Consider the following 17549-nt stretch of genomic DNA (forward strand, 5'->3'; position numbering starts at 1 on the left):
ACCGTCGCAGGGACAGCCCCCGTGCCCCGTGCCCCGTGCCCCGTGCCCCGTGCCCCGTGCCCCGTGCCCCGTGCCCCCGGCGAGGATCACCGCACCGCGCGCCGTAGCCGCGACAAGGCCGCCGCTCCGTGCTCCGTGCTCCGTGCTCCGTGCTCCGTGCATGAAGCTCCGGCCTCGTCAGACGCCCCGCTCCCAGGTGACCAGGCAGTCGGCCGGCGCCGCCGCTCGCCCTCCAGCACCGTTCGCACCGCTCCCCCGCCGCAAACCCCTCAGCCCCACCGCGCCCTAACACCCCAGCACTGCGCGCCCACCTCCCGCAGCGCCCCCGCTCCGCCCGGCTGCCGCACCCCACACAGCACGGTGGGCCGGCCCCGTACGGCACTCCGTACGAGACCGACCCGCCTCCGACACGCACCGCAACGCCCCACCTCGAGCCGCGACGCAGCCACGCACACGGCACCGTGTTCGCGCCCCGCACCGCGTCACTGAGCCACGCCCGCCGGCAACGCGCACGCACCCACCAGCATCCAACCGGCCAGCCGCCGTCGCCAGTACGCACTCACAGCGGCATCCAGCCCGCCGGTCACCGAAAGGCCACGCGACTCCACTCCGCGCCACGGACACCGAACGAAGACGCACCGGCGGCGCATAGCGTGCCGTTGTTCAGCCGTCCAGCGACGTCATGACGTGCTTCACGCGCGTGTAGTCGTCGAAGCCGTACGCGGACAGGTCCTTGCCGTAGCCCGACTTCTTGAAGCCGCCGTGGGGCATCTCCGCCACGAGCGGGATGTGCGTGTTGATCCACACGCAGCCGAACTCCAGCGCCTTGGACAGCCGCATGGCGCGCGCGTGGTCCTTCGTCCAGACGGACGACGCCAGGGCGTACTCGACGCCGTTGGCGTAGTTGATGGCCTGTTCCTCATCGGTGAAGGACTGGACGGTGATGACGGGGCCGAAGACCTCGTTCTGGATGATCTCGTCGTCCTGCTTCAGGCCGGACACGACGGTGGGGGCGTAGAAGTACCCCTTGTCGCCGACGCGCTGGCCGCCCGTCTCCACCTTCGCGTGGGCCGGGAGCCGGTCGATGAAGCCGGAAACCTGGGCGAGCTGGTTGGCGTTGTTCAGCGGGCCGTAGAGCACGTCCTCGTCGTCCGGCGCGCCTGTCTTGATTTCGGCGGCAGCCTTGGCCAGAGCCGCGACGAACTCGTCGTGGATGGACTCGTGCACCAGCACGCGGGTCGCGGCAGTACAGTCCTGGCCCGCGTTGAAGAAACCCGCCGTCGAGATGTCCTCGACGGCCTTGGCCATGTCGGTGTCCTCGAAGACGACGACGGGGGCCTTGCCGCCGAGCTCCAGGTGGACCCGCTTGATGTCCTTGGACGCGCTCTCGGCGACCTGCATGCCCGCGCGCACGGAACCGGTGATGGAGACCATGGCGGGGACCGGGTGCTCGACCATGCGGCGGCCCGTGTCGCGGTCACCGCACACGACGTTGAAAACGCCCTTGGGGTGGCCGAGATCCGCCAGTACGCCACCGATGATCTCGGCCATCAGAACGGTCGACGCCGGCGTGGTGTCCGAGGGCTTCAGGACGACCGTGTTGCCCGCCGCGAGGGCGGGGGCGAACTTCCAGACGCCCATCATCATCGGGTAGTTCCACGGCGCGACCTGCGCACAGACACCGATCGGCTCGCGGCGGATGAAGGACGTCAGCCCCTCCATGTACTCGCCCGCCGAGCGCCCCTCCAGCATGCGGGCCGCCCCGGCGAAGAAGCGGATCTGGTCGACCATCGGCGGGATCTCCTCGGTCCGCGTGAGGCCGAGCGGCTTGCCGGTGTTCTCCGACTCAGCCGCGATGAGTTCCTCCGCGCGCTCCTCGAACGCGTCGGCGATCTTGAGGAGGAGCTTCTGCCGTTCGGCCGGCACCACGTCCCGCCACGCCGGGAAAGCGGCCTCAGCGGCCGCCATCGCGGCGTCCACGTCCGCCGCGCCAGACAGCGGAGCGGTGGCGTACGCCTCCCCGGTGACCGGGTTGACCACCTCGGTGGTCCGCCCGTCAGCGGCGTCCTGGAACTCCCCGTCGATGTAGTTGCGCAAACGACGCAGCTCGGTGGTCACAGCCACCCCTCCCTGCCTGGTGTCCGATAGGTGAGACACCCACCCTAGCCTCTCGGGTGACGCTTTCGACATACCCACTCGCCGAAAGCTGCGGAATCAGCACACTCATCGAACCCAAACAACGAATTCCGGCGAACTTGGGTTGCGACACGGTCGAGTCCTCGTGCACAGTGAGGCACGTGGCCACACCTGACAAGCGCAGTTCGCCCTCGATCGACGCCGTCTCCTTGGCGATCATCGAGCAACTCCAGGAAGACGGGCGTCGCCCGTACGCCGCGATCGGCAAGGCCGTGGGGCTGTCCGAGGCGGCCGTCCGACAGCGCGTCCAGAAGCTGCTCGACCAGAACGTCATGCAGATCGTCGCCGTCACCGACCCACTGACCGTCGGCTTCCGACGCCAAGCCATGGTCGGCGTCAACGTCGAAGGTGACGTCGATCCGGTGGCCGACGCCCTGACGGCCATGGACGAGGTGGAGTACGTCGTCGTCACCGCCGGTTCCTTCGACCTCCTCGTCGAAATCGTCTGCGAGGACGACGACCACCTCCTGGAAATGATCAACAAGCGGATTCGCACGCTGCCCGGCGTGCGCTCCACCGAGAGCTTCGTCTACCTCAAGCTCCGGAAGCAGACCTACACCTGGGGAACGAGATAGCCATGAGCGCCGACGCCGGCACAGAAACCGCCAACGCACGTCACTCCAAGACCGCTTACGACCACTTGTGGATGCACTTCACCCGCATGGCGTCGTACGAGAACGCCCCCGTGCCCACCATCGTGCGCGGCGAAGGCGCCTACATCTACGACGACCAGGGCAAGCGCTACCTCGACGGCCTGGCCGGACTCTTCGTGGTGCAGGCAGGACACGGCAGGGCGGAACTCGCCGAGGCCGCGCGCAAGCAGGCGCAGGAGCTCGCGTTCTTCCCCGTGTGGAGTTACGCCCACCCGAAGGCGATCGAACTCGCCGAGCGGCTCGCGCACTACGCCCCCGGCGACCTCAACAAGGTCTTCTTCACCACCGGCGGCGGCGAGGCGGTCGAGACGGCGTGGAAGCTGGCGAAGCAGTATCACAAGCTGACCGGTAACCACACCAAGTACAAGGTCATCTCCCGCGCCGTCGCCTACCACGGCACGCCCCAGGGCGCCCTGTCCATCACGGGACTGCCCGCCCTCAAGGCCCCGTACGAGCCCCTGGTACCCGGCGCGCACAAGGTGCCCAACACCAACATCTACCGCGCGCCGCTGCACGGTGACGACCCGCAGGCGTTCGGCCGCTGGGCCGCCGACCAGATCGAGCAGGAGATCCTCTTCGAGGGCCCGGAGACGGTCGCCGCCGTCTTCCTGGAGCCCGTGCAGAACGCCGGCGGCTGCTTCCCACCGCCGCCCGGCTACTTCCAGCGGGTTCGGGAGATCTGCGACCAGTACGGCGTGCTACTCGTCTCCGACGAGGTCATCTGCGCCTTCGGTCGCCTCGGCACGATGTTCGGGTGCGACAAGTTCGGTTACGTGCCGGACATCATCACCTGCGCCAAGGGCATGACCTCCGGCTACTCGCCCATAGGCGCCGCGATCGTCTCCGACCGGATCGCCGAACCCTTCTACAAGGCCGACAACACCTTCCTGCACGGTTACACCTTCGGCGGTCACCCCGTCTCGGCCGCCGTCGCCCTCGCCAACCTCGACATCTTCGAGCGCGAGGGCCTCAACCAGCACGTACTCGACAACGAGAGCGCCTTCCACACCACCCTCTCCCGCCTCAACGACCTCCCGATCGTCGGCGACGTGCGCGGAAACGGCTTCTTCTACGGCATCGAACTCGTCAAGGACAAGGCGACCAAGGAGTCGTTCACCGACGAGGAGTGCGAGCTACTCCTGTACGGCTTCGTCTCCAAGAAGCTGTACGAGAACGGCCTCTACTGCCGCGCCGACGACCGGGGCGACCCCGTCATCCAGCTCTCGCCGCCCCTCATCGCCGACCAGGCCACGTTCGACGAGATCGAGCAGATCGTGCGGAGCGTACTGACGGAGGCGTGGCAGAAGATCTGACCGCTGCGGCGTACGACGGACGGCCCGGGGCGGGACCGAGCGGGCGGCGCGAGGCACGGGGCGGTGGGCGAGCGGGCGTGATCGGGCCTGGCTGGACCGGGCCGACGGGACGCAGGTGCGTGCGCCCGCCGTCACTGGCCCACGACGGCTGACGGGCGTGGCAGCGCGCCCCAGAGTGCCACGGTGCGGCAAGCCACCCCGTGCTCCGTGCTCCGTGCTCCGTGCTCCGTGCTCCGTGCTCCGTGCTCCGTGCTCCGTGCTCCGTGCTCCGTGCTCCGTGCTCCGTGCTCCGTGCTCCGTGCTCCGTGCTCCGTGCTCCGGCGGCATGATCGTCGCCGCGACGGGACGTGCAACCGCTCGGCAACACCATCTCGGTAACGAGCGCCGGCCGGCCAGCCCGCCGGCTCGGCCATGCCCGCCCCGTCCGCCCCCGCCGAGGCTGCCGATCCACTCCACCACGCCCCAGCACGCGCCCGTCCACTCGCAGCCTCGGCTGAGGGCCACCACTGGCCAGTGAGCCGCGTGCGCGCGTTCGTTCCCCCTCGCCCGGGTGCGGGCGCTCGGGCGTACGGCTGATTTGACGGCTGATCGGAGGAATAGCGCGCTTTCAGCGCCGCGCCTGGGCGCCGTTCCCCGCGCGAGTCCCTACCGTTCCAGTGACCGATCGCCTTTGTCTTCGTTCACCCAGTCAGGGGAACGCGGACAATCGTCAGCAACCGAGGTACTGCCATGGTGGCTCCGCCCGACAACGATGTGCTGTGGGCGCGTGCCCTCACCTACGCGTACGGCGGCTCGCCCGCGCTGACGGGCGTGTCCCTGGGCGTCCAGGAGGGTGAGATACTCGCTGTGTCCGGGCCTCGCGGCTCCGGCAAGACCACCTTGCTTCGCTGTCTGTCCGGCCAGCTCCTGCCCGACAGCGGTGAGGTGTGGTTCAACAGCTCGCCCATCCACACCATGTCAACGCTCGCGCGCGAGCGACTGCGTTGCGAACGCTTCGGATGGATCGGCCCCGAACCGTGCCTCGTACCCGAGCTCAACGCCTGGGAGAACGCCGCGCTCCCCCTGCTGCTCCGTGGCACGCGCCGTAAGAGCGCCAAGCACGCGGCGCACGAATGGCTGGACCGACTCGACATCGGTGACTGTGCCCGGAGTCGACCTGCCACGCTTCTGCAGGCCCAGCGACAGCGCGTGGCCGTCGCCAGGGCGCTCGCCGCGGCGCCCGACATCCTCTTCGCCGACGAACCCACGGCTCCGCTGCACGGCCCCGACCGGGAACAGGTGCTCCGCACCATCACCACGGCAGCCCGTTCGCACGGCATCACCGTAGTGCTCACCGGCCACGGCACCGAGGCCGACGCCCTGGTCGACCGCTCCGTCTCACTCATCGACGGCCGCCGGAGCGGCTCCGTCCCCGCCCATCACGCGGAGGGCAGTGCGGCGTGCTCAGTCTCCGTCTAGTCCTCGGCGCGGGGCCGCTGACACACGTCCGGCGGTCGCTGGTGGCTATCGCATCGGCAGGAGCCGGATTTCTGCTGCTGTGCTCCCTCGGGTACGCCCTGGGGCACCCCGACGACAGGTCTGACGCCCTTGCCCGACTGCTGTGGTGCGTCGCCCCGCTTGCCACGACCGTCCAACTGGCCAGCGCCGTAGGGCGCGTTGACGCGATCCTCCACCCCGCTCCGGGCTTGGCCGGCGCTGGCTACGGACCGTACAAGCACGCCCTCCTGACGGCGGCGTCCACGGCCCTGATCTGTTTCGCCGGTAGTGTGCTCGCGCTGGTCGCCTTCCTCTCCCTCCGTGGCAGCATCGTCGGCTCGCCCCTCGACGACCCCATCATCGACGCGTTCGCCGTGGGTCACCGGCTCCCCGTCGGTGCCGTGCTCACCCTCCTGTCGGTAGCGCCCCTCGCCGCCGCAGCGGCCAGCGCGTTCAGCCTGCGCACGCCTCGTACGACGGACGCGCGCCGTGCGTGGACGCCCCGGAGCGCGCGGCCGGCGCTCGCATCGCAGCCGGTCGCTGCTGCGCTCGCCACGAACGAAACGTCACACACAACTCGCACCGCCACGTCGCCGTTGGCCTCGATGGCCGCGCCTCTCGGCCAGTCCGACCGAGGCGTCCCCGCGCATCACGGAGCCGACACCGGCGCTCCGTCGACCGCTCCCCCGCTCTCGCCCGAACTGGTGCAGGCGACCAGTCAGCGTGCCCCTCACGTAGTGCACATCGCGCCGCCCCCGAGTCCCAGCGAGGCATCGGGACTGCCGTGGGGGATCGCACTGATCTCCGTGGGGCTGGCACTTGAGGCTTACGTCAGCCGCGACGCGACCGACACGCGGGACCTGCTGCCCACACCCGGTCATCTCAGCGGCGGCGCCATCGCGGTCCTCGCGACGTGGGTGCTGGCCACCGCGGGGCTCGTGCTGGTGGGCCCCGGGCTCGTCCGTCTCTGCGGCAGGCTGCTCGCCCTGGGACGGCCGGGCGCCATGCGACTGCTGGCCGGGCGCGGGTTGCAGGAAGAGTCGAACCGGCTCGGTCGTCCGTTGGGCGCGCTCTGCGCGGTCGCCAGCAGTACCTACGTCGCTGTACGCCTCTACGACGCGGTGCCCGATCTGACCCACGACCGCCCGTTCGGCCCGCTCACGGGGCTCGGCGCTGCCCTGGTGATGGGGTGCGCCACCGCGACGGCGCTGATGGCCGTACTGGAGAGCAAGAACGCACGCATCGCCTCCACCGACGCCCTGATCCGCATCGGCGCCCCCCGCTCCGTGCTGCGCAACGCTGCGACGCTTCGCGTCACAGCAGTCGTCACGGTCCTCGGCGTCCTCAGTTGGCTGGTTGCCGAGCTTGCGGCAATGCCGCTGGCCACGTGAAACCCGACGCCCCCACCACATCGAAAGCGCACCACGCTCCGCGCCCCGACCCGGCGCCCACACCCTGTCACGGCTCGCTGCGACTCCGCCCCGTGCCCCGTGCCCCGTGCCCCGTGCCCCGTGCCCCGTGCCCCGTGCCCCGTGCCCCCAGGCAGGATCGCCGCTCCCTCCCGGTGACTCAGCAACCAGGCCGCCGCGTGCGCCCCGCAACGCACCGCTCAACGCCCGCCCGGCCCTCCGTGCACCACGCACCACGCAGGGAAGTGTCGTCACCTCGATGGCGAAGGCCAGCCCGGAATCGCCCCGCGCTCTACTCCGTACCACCAAGCATCACCACGTCCTCGGCCAAGAACGCGACACGCACCTGGTCCCCCTCTGCTGGCGCCTCCCGCAGCGAACACGCTGCCTCCAGCGTCGGGCCCCGCTCGGGTTGCAGAAGCAGGGAGACGCCCAGGCCGCCCCGGAACGTACGCGCCCGCACCACGCAGGGGAGGCCGTCGTCCGCGCTGGTCAGCCGCACACCCGTGGGGCGAACCAACAGTTGGCACGGACCAGTCGAGGTGCCGACTGGTACGGGTACCTCGCCCCAGGGCGTGATGGCGGACGCACCCTGCACGGTGGCGTCAACAACGTTGTCGAAGCCGAGGAAGCGCGCCACGAACTCAGAAGCGGGACGCTGCCAGACCTCCAGCGGCGTGCCTACCTGAGCGATCCGCCCGTCCCGCATGACCACCACCCGGTCGGCGAGGGCGAACGCCTCGCCCTGGTCGTGGGTGACCGCCAGCACCGTCATACCTAGTTGGCGGAACATCTGACGCAGTTCGACCACGAGTCGTTCGCGCAGGCTCCGGTCGAGCTGGCCCAGCGGCTCGTCCAGCATCAACAGCTTCGGACGGGGGGCGAGCGCACGTGCCAGCGCCACGCGCTGCTGTTCACCCCCGGACAGTGCGGCGATGGCCCGTCGCTGCGCGCCCGGAAGGCCCACCAGATCGAGGAGTTCGGCCACGGTACGGTCAGCCTCTCCGCGCCCGGCCCTCCTCATCCGCAGGCCGAAGGCCACGTTGCCCGCCACGTCGCGTTGAGGGAACAACTGGTGGTCCTGGAACATGAGGCCGACGCCCCTACGGTGCGCAGGCACCCCGGCCTGGTCTCGGCCTGCCAGCCAGACCTGCCCGGCATCCGCAGCCTGGAGGCCGGCTACCACCCGCAACAGGGTGGATTTGCCGCTACCACTGGGCCCCAGCACGCAGACGGTCTGCCGCTCGGTGACGTCGAGGCTCACCGCGTCCAGCGCGACGCGATCGCGGAAGCGCACCGTGACGCCATCCAACCGCAGCAAGCTCTCACCGGGCTCGCCCTGTTGCCCCCGCGCACCCTGGGCACCGCGCGCGCCCTCGACGGTGCCCCGTGCTCCGTGCCCCGTGCCCCGTGCCCCGTCGCCTGACGCCCCGGCGCCCCGTGCTCCGTCGCTCCGCGCCCCGTCCCCGCGCCACCGCCCCGTGCGGGACGGCCGCTCCGCCGCGCCGGCCCGCTCCGTGCCGCCAGGCGCGGCATCGCCCGGTGCCGGCCTGTCAGGCTGTCCTCCCCCGCTGTTCTCGGCCTGCCTCTTGCTCGGCAACGTCATCTAGAACTCTCCCGAACGGTTGGTACGGAGCCGCTCAAGCGCCAACAGCGCAGCCGCGCAGACCACCATCAAGATGGTGCTCAAGGCCATGGCTTGCCCGTAGTTGAGCTCTCCTGCACGCCCCAGGAAACGGGCGACGGCCACCGGCAGGGTGGGGTTGTCGGGTCGGGCGATGAATACGGTCGCCCCGAACTCGCCAAGCGACACGGCGAACGCGAAACCCGCTGCGATCATCAAGGCCCGCCGGACCAGGGGAAGGTCGACCTCCCGCCACGCACGGAGCGGTGACGCCCCCAGTACGGTCGCTGCCTCGCGCAGCCGGTCATCCACCGCACGGAGCACCGGCAGCATCGTGCGGACGACGAACGGCACCCCGACCAGGGCCTGCGCCAGGGGCACCAGGAACCACGAGGCCCGCAAGTCCAGCGGCGGCTCATCCAAGGTGATCAGGAACCCGAACCCCACCGTGACGGCCGAGGTGCCGAGGGGCAGCATCAGCAACGCGTCGAAACCCCGTACCAGCCGCCCCGTACGCGTGGGCCCCTCACCGCGCGGCCCCCTCACGGTGAGCGCGGCGGCGGCCAGCCCGCCGACGACGAGGGCGATGACGGTCGCGACCGCCGCGTACTGAAGCGAGTTCCACAAGGCGTCCAACGGGGCCACGATGAAGGTCCCGCCGCTCTCCTCCGCCGAGGCCAGCACCTCGTAGAAGGCGAACCCGTAGCCGTCGGGGCCGGAGAATGACCGCTCCACCAGCACCGCCAGCGGCAGCAGGATCAGCAGCGCGATCACGGTGAGCACACCAGCCAGGAGTGCCCACTGTCCGGCTCCTCGCGGTCGGTGGGCCGTGTGCGAGGCGTCCACCAGCCGCAGCGCGCTCTCCCGTCGCCGCACCGTCCACGCGTGTACGGCCAGCAGCGAGGCGACCGCGGCGAACTGGGTGAGCGTGAGCACGGCGGCGGTCGGCAGGTCCAGAAGCTGTGCCGTTTGTCGATAGATCTCCACTTCCAACGTTGCGTAGCGCGGCCCGCCGAGAATCTGGACAGCGCCGAAGGACGTGAAGGTGAAGAGGAAGACCATGAGCGCCGCGCCGGCCACGGCGGGACCGAGAGCGGGTAGCGTCACCCGGCGCCAGGCGGCGAACCGACCGGCTCCCAGAACACGTGCCGCCTCCTCCTGCCGCGGGTCGAGCTGCGCCCACAGCCCGCCGACGGTGCGGACCACCACGGCGTAGTTGAAGAAGACATGGGCGAGCAGAATTGCCCAGACCGTGGTGTCCAGTCGAACGCCCCACAGTTCGTCGAGAAGGCCACCTCGTCCCAGCAGCGCGAGGAAGGCCGATCCCGCGACCACGGTGGGCAGCACGAAGGGCACCGTCACGACGGCCCGCAGCACCTGCTTGCCCGGGAAGTCGAGGCGCGCGAACACGTAGGCGCCGGGCAACGCGAGGGCCAGGGTCAGCCCCGTTGAGGCGGCTGCCTGCCACACGGTGAACCACAGCACGTTCAGCACGTCGGGATCGCCGAGCACCTCACCGATGCGAGCGAACTGCCAGCCACCGTCGGCGTGGAGCCCGCGGGCGGTGATCGCGGCGACCGGGTAGCCGAAGAACAGCGCGAAGAACCCGAGCGGCACGGCCATCAGGCCCAGGCGCAGTCCCACGACACGCCAACCCCTCGGCGCCCGCCGGCCGCGCCCCGTGCCCCGTGCTCCGTCTCCGCCCGCCCCGTGCCGTACGAGGCGCTGCGCACTCTGGGCCGCCGGGGCGCTGGCTCCGTGCCCCGTGCCCCGTGCCTGCGCCCCGTCGGGCCCGGCACTCGGCGATTCCGCCCCGTGCGCCGCGTCGGGGCGCGAATGGTCGCTCACTTCACGACGAGCGAAGTCCACGACTTGATCCACTGCTCGCGGTTCTCGGTGATCTTCTCCGGTGCGACGGTGGCCGGCTTGGTGATCCGCTCGCCGTACTTGGTGAAGATCTCCGGCAGCTTCGCATCCCGCCGCACCGGGTTGACGTACATCTTGACCGGTACGTCCTCCTGGAAGGTCTTGCTCAACATGAAGTCCAGCAGGGCCTTGCCGCCCTTGCTGTTCTTCGCGCCGTCGAGCAACCCGGCGAACTCGATCTGCCGGAAGCAGGTGCCGGTGGCCACACCCGTCGGGCCCTCCTTGGGCTGCGGCTTGACGCCGACCACCTCGGCCGACGGACTGGAGGCGTACGAGACGACGAGGGGCTTGTCGCCCTTGCCCGAACCGCCGCCGGAGCCCGAGAACCGGTCGTTGTACGCCTGTTCCCAGCCGTCCACGACCTCGACCCCGTTGTCCTTCAGCTTCTTCCAGTAGTCCTGCCAGCCGTCGTCCCCGTACGCGCCGACCGTTCCAAGCAGGAAGCCCAACCCGGGCGACGAGGTGGCAGCGTTCTCGGTGACCAGGAGGTTCTTGTACTGCGGCTTGACCAGGTCGTCGAAGGTCTGCGGCGGCGCGAGCTTCTTGTCCGCGAAGTACTTCCGGTCGTAGTTGACGCAGATATCGCCGGTGTCCACCGGGGTGACGCGGTGCTTCGCGGCATCCAGTTGCAGCTCCGCCGGCACCTGGTCCAGGTCCTTGGCGCGGTACGGGGCGAAGACGCCCTCGTCGAGCGCGCGGGAGAGCAGCGTGTTGTCGATACCGAAGAAGACGTCGCCCTGCGGGTTCCCCTTCGACAGGATGGCCTGGTTCACCGCCGCTCCGGCGTCCGCACCGCGCGCGACCTTGACCTTGTAGCCGGTCTGCTTGGTGAACTCGTCAAGCACCGACTTCGAGACCACGAAGGAGTCGTGCGAGACGACCGTGACCGTCTTGGAGTCCGCTCCGTTGTCGGACTCGCCGCACGCTGCGAGTGTCGTGGCACCCAGTGTGCCGAGCAGGGCCGTGCCCACGGCACGCCGAAGGTAGCTGTTCATCAGTGCGTCTGACTCCCTACGCCGGTATGACCCGGATCAGGTCCGAGGGTCTGCGGCCCCTGCGGTGCCGCACTCTCAGCGCGTAGCGCTCCCCTGTCGGAAATGTGCGTTTGTTCGACTCAACGGTATCGCGGCACAGTATCAGCGCCTCGCCCGCCCAAGATCGCGCCGGCCCCGCGCCACGCGCACCGTCCCACCTCACGGGCCACGGCCACGGCGCGGAACGTCGGCTCACGGCCCAGCGGGGCACGGGGCACGGGGCACGGGGCACGCCAACCATGACGCACCGCGGAACACCGGCACGTACGGAAGCGGGCTCGACGCGACGCGCTCCCCGCACCCCGTTAGCGCTCGGAGGCCGCCAACTGCCCGCACGCACCGTCGATCTCTTGGCCCCGAGTATCCCGAACGGTCACGGGCACACCATGCGCCTCAAGCCCCGCGACGAACGCGCGCTCGTCCTCGGGGCGCGACGCGGTCCACTTCGATCCGGGCGTGGGGTTGAGCGGAATGAGGTTGACGTGCACCCGGCGTCCGCGCAGCAGCTTGCCCAGCAGATCGGCCCGCCAGGCCTGGTCGTTGATGTCCTTGATGAGGGCGTACTCGATGGACACCCGGCGACCGGACTTCTCCGCGTACTCCCACGCGGCGTCCAGGACCTCGCGGACCTTCCAGCGGGTGTTGACCGGCACCAGGGTGTCGCGCAGCTCGTCGTCCGGCGCGTGCAGCGACACGGCCAGGCGGCACTTCAAGCCCTCGTCGGCGAACCGCAGCATCGCTGGCACTAGGCCCACCGTGGAGACGGTGATGCCGCGCTGGGAAATACCCAGTCCGTCCGGCTCCGGGTCGGTCAGCCGTCGGATGGCGCCGACAACCCGCTTGTAGTTGGCGAGCGGCTCGCCCATGCCCATGAAAACGATGTTCGACAACCGCGCGGGGCCACCCGGCACCTCGCCGTCACGCAGAGCACGCATGCCGTCGACGATCTGGTGCACGATCTCCGCGGTGGAGAGGTTGCGGTCCAACCCCGCCTGGCCCGTGGCGCAGAAGGGGCAGTTCATGCCGCAGCCGGCCTGCGACGAGATACACATCGTGACCCGGTCCGGGTAGCGCATCAGCACCGACTCGACCAGGGTCCCGTCGTGCAGGCGCCACAGCGTCTTGCGTGTGGTGTCGCCGTCACAACTGATGTGCCTGACGACGTTCATCAGGTCAGGCAGTAGTTCCGCGGCCAGCTTCTCGCGTGCGGTCGCGGGGATGTCCGTCCAGTTCGCCGGGTCGTGCGTGTACCGAGCGAAGTAGTGCCGGGAGATCTGTCCAGCACGGAAGGGCTTCTCACCGATCGCTGCCACGGCCTCACGGCGCTCGGCAGGGGTGAGGTCGGCAAGGTGCCGCGGCGGCTTCTTGGCTCCGCGCGGCGCGACGAAAGTGAGTTCTCCGGGTGCAGGCATGGTTCATCTAGTGTCGCAGACATACGGGCAAGACCTCACCGTCCGCGCACGGCGCCCCCGGGGCAAGCGAAACCGCAGCTCAAGGCGGCTTTCGCGACATCCGGCGCCGCAGCCATCGACGCCTGGCGGCGCTCCGCGCGCCGCCCCGTCAGCTCATCCACGGCAGACCACTGCGCAAGCGACGACGCTCCGCCGGCAACCGCGCCCACACGACAGAGACGCATCGGTGCCCCGACCGGCCGCACGCTCCGTCCACCGTGTCGTTCCGCCACTGCGTCCGTACCCCTCGGCCGCACCAGCGACCTCGCGCCAGGTGACGCGCTCCGTGCACCGCGCACCGTGCTCCGTGCCCCGTGCTCCGCCCACCGCTCGAACCGCGCCGCCCCAGCGCCCCGCCGATGCCGTCGCTCCATGCCCCACGCCCCGTGCCCCGGCTCCGCGCCACGCACCATCCCCCCACCAGGCAGCCCCACGCACACCCCAGCAACCCGCCACACCACACCCGCGCACCACGCATCGCGCACGCAGCCACCTCCCCCCGCTCCATCGGAGAAACCGCGGCCCAGCGCCCCGTACCCCGCCCCCGAGAAAGCGCCGGACGTCGCCTGCGCGCCCCCTCACACACCACGAGCCGCCGCGCCCACGGTGCTCGTGGGCGGGCGGCTCGTTGTCGGCCGTGGGCTTCTCAGCCCGCGCCGACGAACATCACCAGCAGCAGCCAGGCCACGGGCGCCGTCGGAAGCAGCGAGTCGAGACGGTCCATGATCCCGCCGTGTCCCGGCAGCAGCGTTCCCATGTCCTTGATCCCGAGGTCCCGCTTGATCATGGACTCGCCCAGGTCACCCAGGGTGGCGCTGACGGCAACGGCGAGGCCGAGGATGAGCCCCTGCCACCAGGCACCGTCCTCGATCAGGAAGTGCATGCACAGCGCGCCTGCCACCATGGCGAAGGCCACGGCGCCCAGCAGTCCCTCACGCGTCTTGCCGGGGCTGATGCGCGGGGCGAGCTTGTGCCTGCCGAACTTCCAGCCCACGGCGTACGCCCCGGTGTCGCTGACCACGGTCAGGATCAGGAACGTGAGAACCCGCTGCGGCCCGTCGTCGTCCGCGGCGAGCATGAGGGCGACGAACGTCGCGAGGAACGGCACGTAGAACGCCGCGAAGACGCCCGCCGTGACGTCCCGGAGGTAGTTGTCCGGCGGCTCCGTCATCCGCCACAGGAGCACCGCGAGCGCCGTGAGCGCCATGGCGATCCAGGCACCCTGTGCGCCACGCAGGTACCCGGACACGACCATGGCCGCGCCGCCCACCGCCAGCGGTACGAGCGGTGCGCGGATCTCCTTGCGCTCGGCGAGCCGCGAGGTCAGCTCCCACAGGCCGACGACGACGGCGACCGTTATGACGCCGACGAAGAGGACCTTCTGCACGAAGAGCGAGACGACGATGATGGCGCCCAGCCCGAGGCCGACCCCTATCGCGGCGCGCAGGTCACGCCCTGCCCGCTTCTTCTGCGGCGCGGATGGCACGGCCGGGTGCTCCCTGGGCGTCGTGCCCGCGTCGCCCCGTGCGGACTCGTGAGCGGGCTCCGAGCCGGGCTGGGGCGACGGGGCTGGCGGTTCCTGCTCGTCGCGGAACAGGGGGCCACTCAACCGAGCGGCCCCCTGGTCGTCCTGGTCTCCGCCTCTGTCGGGCACGATGGGCATGGGCCGAGTCTGCGCCGCATGCTCCGCCGCGCGCAGGGGACCCGCCGATGTCGAAGGCATTGCCCCACGAAGCGAGGGAGCCGATCCCTGGTCGGTCGAGCCCCGGTAGCCGGTACGGGGCGGAGCCCCCCAGGATGAGTCGTTCATCAGACCTCGAGCAGCTCGGCTTCCTTGTGCTTGAGCAGCTCGTCCACCTGCGCGACGTACTTCGCGGTGGTGTCGTCGAGCTCCTTCTCCGCGCGGCGCCCCTCGTCCTCACCCGTCTCGCCGTCCTTGACGAGCTTGTCGATGGTCTCCTTGGCCTTGCGGCGAACGCTGCGGATGGAGATCTTGGCGTCCTCGGCCTTGGTCTTGGCGACCTTGATGTACTCCTTGCGGCGGTCCTCCGTGAGCTGGGGGAACACCACCCGGATGATGCTTCCGTCGTTGCTCGGGTTGACGCCCAGGTCCGAGTCGCGGATGGCCTGCTCGATGTTGCGCAGCGCGCTCTTGTCGAACGGCGTGACAACCGCCATCCGCGGCTCCGGCACCGAGAACGACGCCAACTGGTTGATCGGCGTCAGCGCCCCGTAGTAGTCCGCCACGATCTTGTTGAACATCGCCGGGTGCGCACGGCCGGTGCGGATCGCGGCGAAGTCCTCCTTGGCGACCACGACGGCCTTCTCCATCTTCTCCTCGGCCTCGAGGAGGATCTCTTCGATCACCACTTGCTCCTGGTGTTATCAGTAAGCAGAGCCTCGCCCCTGCGTGCGTCTTCTCCTGCACGGTGTCCGACCGGCAGGCCGTTGTCCATCCCCGCGCCGAGCACTTCCGACGGCCGGGAGTTGCCGCCCGTATGGCATCACGGGCGACCCTGCGAAGGCGGTACGGACCGTCAGTTCCGGTCACCCTGGCCGCTGACGAGCGTGCCGATCTTCTCACCCTTCACCGCGCGCGCGATGTTGCCCTCGGCGAGCAGCTCGAAGACGAGGATCGGCAGGCTGTTGTCGCGGCACAGCGTGATCGCCGTGGCATCGGCGACCTTGAGGTCCTGGGTGATGACCTCGGCGTAGCCCAGCGCGTCGAACTTGACCGCGTCCGGGTTGCGCTTGGGGTCCGAGTCGTAGACCCCGTCCACGCCGTTCTTGCCCATCAACAGCGCCTCGGCGTCGATCTCCAGGGCGCGCTGGGCCGCGGTGGTGTCGGTGGAGAAGTACGGCATGCCCATGCCGGCGCCGAAGATCACGACGCGCCCCTTCTCCAGGTGTCGCACCGCACGGAGCGGGATGTACGGCTCCGCCACCTGCCCCATGGTGATGGCGGTCTGGACTCGGGAGTCGATGCCCTCCTTCTCCAGGAAGTCCTGGAGAGCGAGGCAGTTCATGACGGTTCCGAGCATGCCCATGTAGTCCGAGCGGGCGCGGTCCATGCCGCGCTGCTGTAGTTCGGCTCCGCGGAAGAAGTTGCCGCCGCCGATGACGATGGCGATCTCGGCACCGTCACGGACGACGGCGGCCACCTCGCGGGCGATCTTGTGCACGACGTCTGGATCGACGCCGAGTCCGCCGCCACCGGCGAATGCCTCGCCGGACAGCTTCAGCAGGAACCGGCGGCGCTTGGCACCGTCAGTTTTCGGGTCGGCCTGGTCGTCCAGATTCATGGGAGATCTCCTCGTGCACATACGAAGGAGGCCACTGCCGGGATGGTCCTTGATCGACCTCTACGGCAATGGCCTCCTCGTCACATCTGCGGCCAACCGGTGGACGGCTGGCTGCGTACGACCCTATCGGGGCCGCTGGTCATTCGCTGCCCTGCTTCAGTCCTGAGCCGGGCTGAATTCCGGGAACGACTCAGACGCCGACGCGGAAGCGGGCGAAGCGCTTGAGCGAGACGCCGGCCTCGTCCAGGATCTTCTTGACGGACTTCTTGTTGTCCTTGGCGAACGGCTGGTCGAGCAGCACGTTCTCCTTGAAGAAGCCGGTGACGCGGCCCTCGACGATCTTCGGCAGGGCGGCCTCGGGCTTGCCCTCCTCGCGCGCGGTCGCCTCGGCGACGCGACGCTCGTTCTCGACGGTCTCGGCCGAGATCTCCTCGCGGGTGAGGAACTTCGGCGAGAACGCGGCGATGTGCTGCGCGACGTCCTTGGCGACCTCGGCGTTCTCCTGGTCCAGCTCGACGAGCACGCCCACCTGGGGCGGCAGGTCCGGGCTGGTGCGGTGCATGTACGCCGCGACGTAGCCCCCGGAGAACTGGGCGAACCGGTCGAGGACGATCTTCTCGCCGAGCGTGGCGTTGGCCTCGTCCACGTACGCCTGCACGGTCTTGCCGGCCTCGATCTCGGAGGCGAGCAGCGCGGCGATGTCGGCCGGAGCGGTCTTGGCGACGTGCGCGGCGATCGTGTCGGCCACGGCGACGAACTTGTCACCCTTGGCGACGAAGTCCGTCTCGCACTTGAGCTCGACCAGGACGCCGGAGCTCTTGTCGTCGGCGATCAGCGAGACGACGGCGCCGTTGGTGGCGTTGCGGCTCTCGCGCTTGGCCACGCCCTTCTGGCCCTTGACGCGCAGGATCTCGACGGCCTTGTCGACGCTGCCCTCGGCCTCGTCCAACGCCTTCTTGCAGTCCATCATGCCGGCGCCGGTGAGCTCGCGGAGCTTCTTGACGTCAGCGGCGGTGAAGTTCGCCATGGTCTGTGAATCTCTTCTCGAAAGGTCTCGAAAGGTCTCGAAAGATCTGTGATCTTACGGGTGGACGGCGGGGCGTCGCGTCGCGCAACGCCCCGCCGTCACCAACCGTGACGCTGCGACGGAGCGGAGTGGGACCGA

At 69.8% G+C, this 17549-nt stretch carries 13 protein-coding genes and 1 riboswitch; of the genes, 4 read left to right on the top strand and 9 right to left on the bottom strand.

Features of this window, described 5'->3' with window-relative positions:
- Positions 1-663: 663 nt before the first annotated feature.
- On the bottom strand, positions 664-2118 hold the full coding sequence (locus AC3CHW_RS07865; RefSeq protein ID WP_187060046.1) for a gamma-aminobutyraldehyde dehydrogenase: 1455 nt from the start codon (positions 2116-2118) through the stop codon (positions 664-666).
- Positions 2119-2288: 170 nt separating this feature from the next.
- Here AC3CHW_RS07865 and AC3CHW_RS07870 point away from each other — a divergent pair, with 170 nt between their 5' ends.
- From AC3CHW_RS07870 to AC3CHW_RS07885, 4 genes are all read left to right on the top strand, one after another.
- Positions 2289-2771 (top strand): Lrp/AsnC family transcriptional regulator, encoded by a 483-nt coding sequence (locus tag AC3CHW_RS07870; RefSeq protein ID WP_372455956.1) that lies wholly within the window; start codon positions 2289-2291, stop codon positions 2769-2771.
- A complete protein-coding gene (locus AC3CHW_RS07875) occupies positions 2756-4162 on the top strand; it encodes an aspartate aminotransferase family protein (protein ID WP_488470995.1) in 1407 nt (468 codons plus the stop codon). The genes AC3CHW_RS07870 and AC3CHW_RS07875 overlap by 16 nt, the downstream gene beginning before the upstream one ends.
- A 729-nt stretch (positions 4163-4891) precedes the next feature.
- A complete protein-coding gene (locus tag AC3CHW_RS07880; protein WP_187060884.1) occupies positions 4892-5620 on the top strand; it encodes an ABC transporter ATP-binding protein in 729 nt (242 codons plus the stop codon).
- A gap of 308 nt (positions 5621-5928) precedes the next feature.
- Entirely contained in the window at positions 5929-7029 is a 1101-nt protein-coding gene (locus AC3CHW_RS07885) for a hypothetical protein (protein ID WP_488470003.1), read from the top strand.
- A 310-nt stretch (positions 7030-7339) separates the two neighbouring features.
- On the opposite strand, the gene AC3CHW_RS07890 is transcribed toward AC3CHW_RS07885, so the two are convergent.
- From AC3CHW_RS07890 to tsf, 8 genes are all read right to left on the bottom strand, one after another.
- Positions 7340-8368 carry an ABC transporter ATP-binding protein gene (locus AC3CHW_RS07890; protein ID WP_488470004.1) on the bottom strand — a complete coding sequence of 343 codons (1029 nt, stop codon included), beginning with the start codon at positions 8366-8368 and terminating at the stop codon, positions 7340-7342.
- Between the two features lie 285 nt (positions 8369-8653).
- Positions 8654-10294, bottom strand: a complete 1641-nt coding sequence (locus AC3CHW_RS07895; RefSeq protein WP_488470996.1) for an ABC transporter permease — start codon at positions 10292-10294, stop codon at positions 8654-8656.
- Between the two features lie 221 nt (positions 10295-10515).
- The gene (locus tag AC3CHW_RS07900; RefSeq protein WP_488470005.1) at positions 10516-11592 is read right to left on the bottom strand and encodes a thiamine ABC transporter substrate-binding protein; all 1077 of its coding nucleotides are present in this window, start codon (positions 11590-11592) and stop codon (positions 10516-10518) included.
- Positions 11589-11697, bottom strand: a riboswitch (TPP riboswitch). (Overlaps the previous gene by 4 nt.)
- Positions 11698-11936: 239 nt before the next feature.
- Positions 11937-13043 (bottom strand): dual-specificity RNA methyltransferase RlmN, encoded by a 1107-nt coding sequence (gene rlmN, locus AC3CHW_RS07905; RefSeq protein ID WP_398612064.1) that lies wholly within the window; start codon positions 13041-13043, stop codon positions 11937-11939.
- A 685-nt stretch (positions 13044-13728) separates the two neighbouring features.
- Positions 13729-14892 carry a phosphatidate cytidylyltransferase gene (locus tag AC3CHW_RS07910; protein WP_398612063.1) on the bottom strand — a complete coding sequence of 388 codons (1164 nt, stop codon included), beginning with the start codon at positions 14890-14892 and terminating at the stop codon, positions 13729-13731.
- Positions 14892-15449 carry a ribosome recycling factor gene (gene frr / locus AC3CHW_RS07915; protein WP_176164388.1) on the bottom strand — a complete coding sequence of 186 codons (558 nt, stop codon included), beginning with the start codon at positions 15447-15449 and terminating at the stop codon, positions 14892-14894. Before frr ends, AC3CHW_RS07910 begins: the two co-directional genes overlap by 1 nt.
- A 170-nt stretch (positions 15450-15619) precedes the next feature.
- A complete protein-coding gene (pyrH, locus tag AC3CHW_RS07920; protein WP_398612062.1) occupies positions 15620-16384 on the bottom strand; it encodes a UMP kinase in 765 nt (254 codons plus the stop codon).
- Between the two features lie 190 nt (positions 16385-16574).
- Entirely contained in the window at positions 16575-17411 is an 837-nt protein-coding gene (gene tsf, locus AC3CHW_RS07925) for a translation elongation factor Ts (protein WP_176164386.1), read from the bottom strand.
- Positions 17412-17549 lie beyond the last annotated feature (138 nt).

It is taken from the genome of Streptomyces sp. MGP-BFMKR1 (assembly GCF_057766585.1).

Coding starts and splice junctions, on each gene's coding strand:
- AC3CHW_RS07880 (WP_187060884.1), top strand. CDS start 4,892: ATGGTGGCTCCGCCCGACAACGATGTGCTGTGGGCGCGTGCCCTCACC.
- AC3CHW_RS07895 (WP_488470996.1), bottom strand. CDS start 10,294: ATGGCCGTGCCGCTCGGGTTCTTCGCGCTGTTCTTCGGCTACCCGGTC.
- AC3CHW_RS07900 (WP_488470005.1), bottom strand. CDS start 11,592: ATGAACAGCTACCTTCGGCGTGCCGTGGGCACGGCCCTGCTCGGCACA.
- rlmN (WP_398612064.1), bottom strand. CDS start 13,043: ATGCCTGCACCCGGAGAACTCACTTTCGTCGCGCCGCGCGGAGCCAAG.
- AC3CHW_RS07910 (WP_398612063.1), bottom strand. CDS start 14,892: ATGAACGACTCATCCTGGGGGGCTCCGCCCCGTACCGGCTACCGGGGC.
- pyrH (WP_398612062.1), bottom strand. CDS start 16,384: ATGAATCTGGACGACCAGGCCGACCCGAAAACTGACGGTGCCAAGCGC.
- tsf (WP_176164386.1), bottom strand. CDS start 17,411: ATGGCGAACTTCACCGCCGCTGACGTCAAGAAGCTCCGCGAGCTCACC.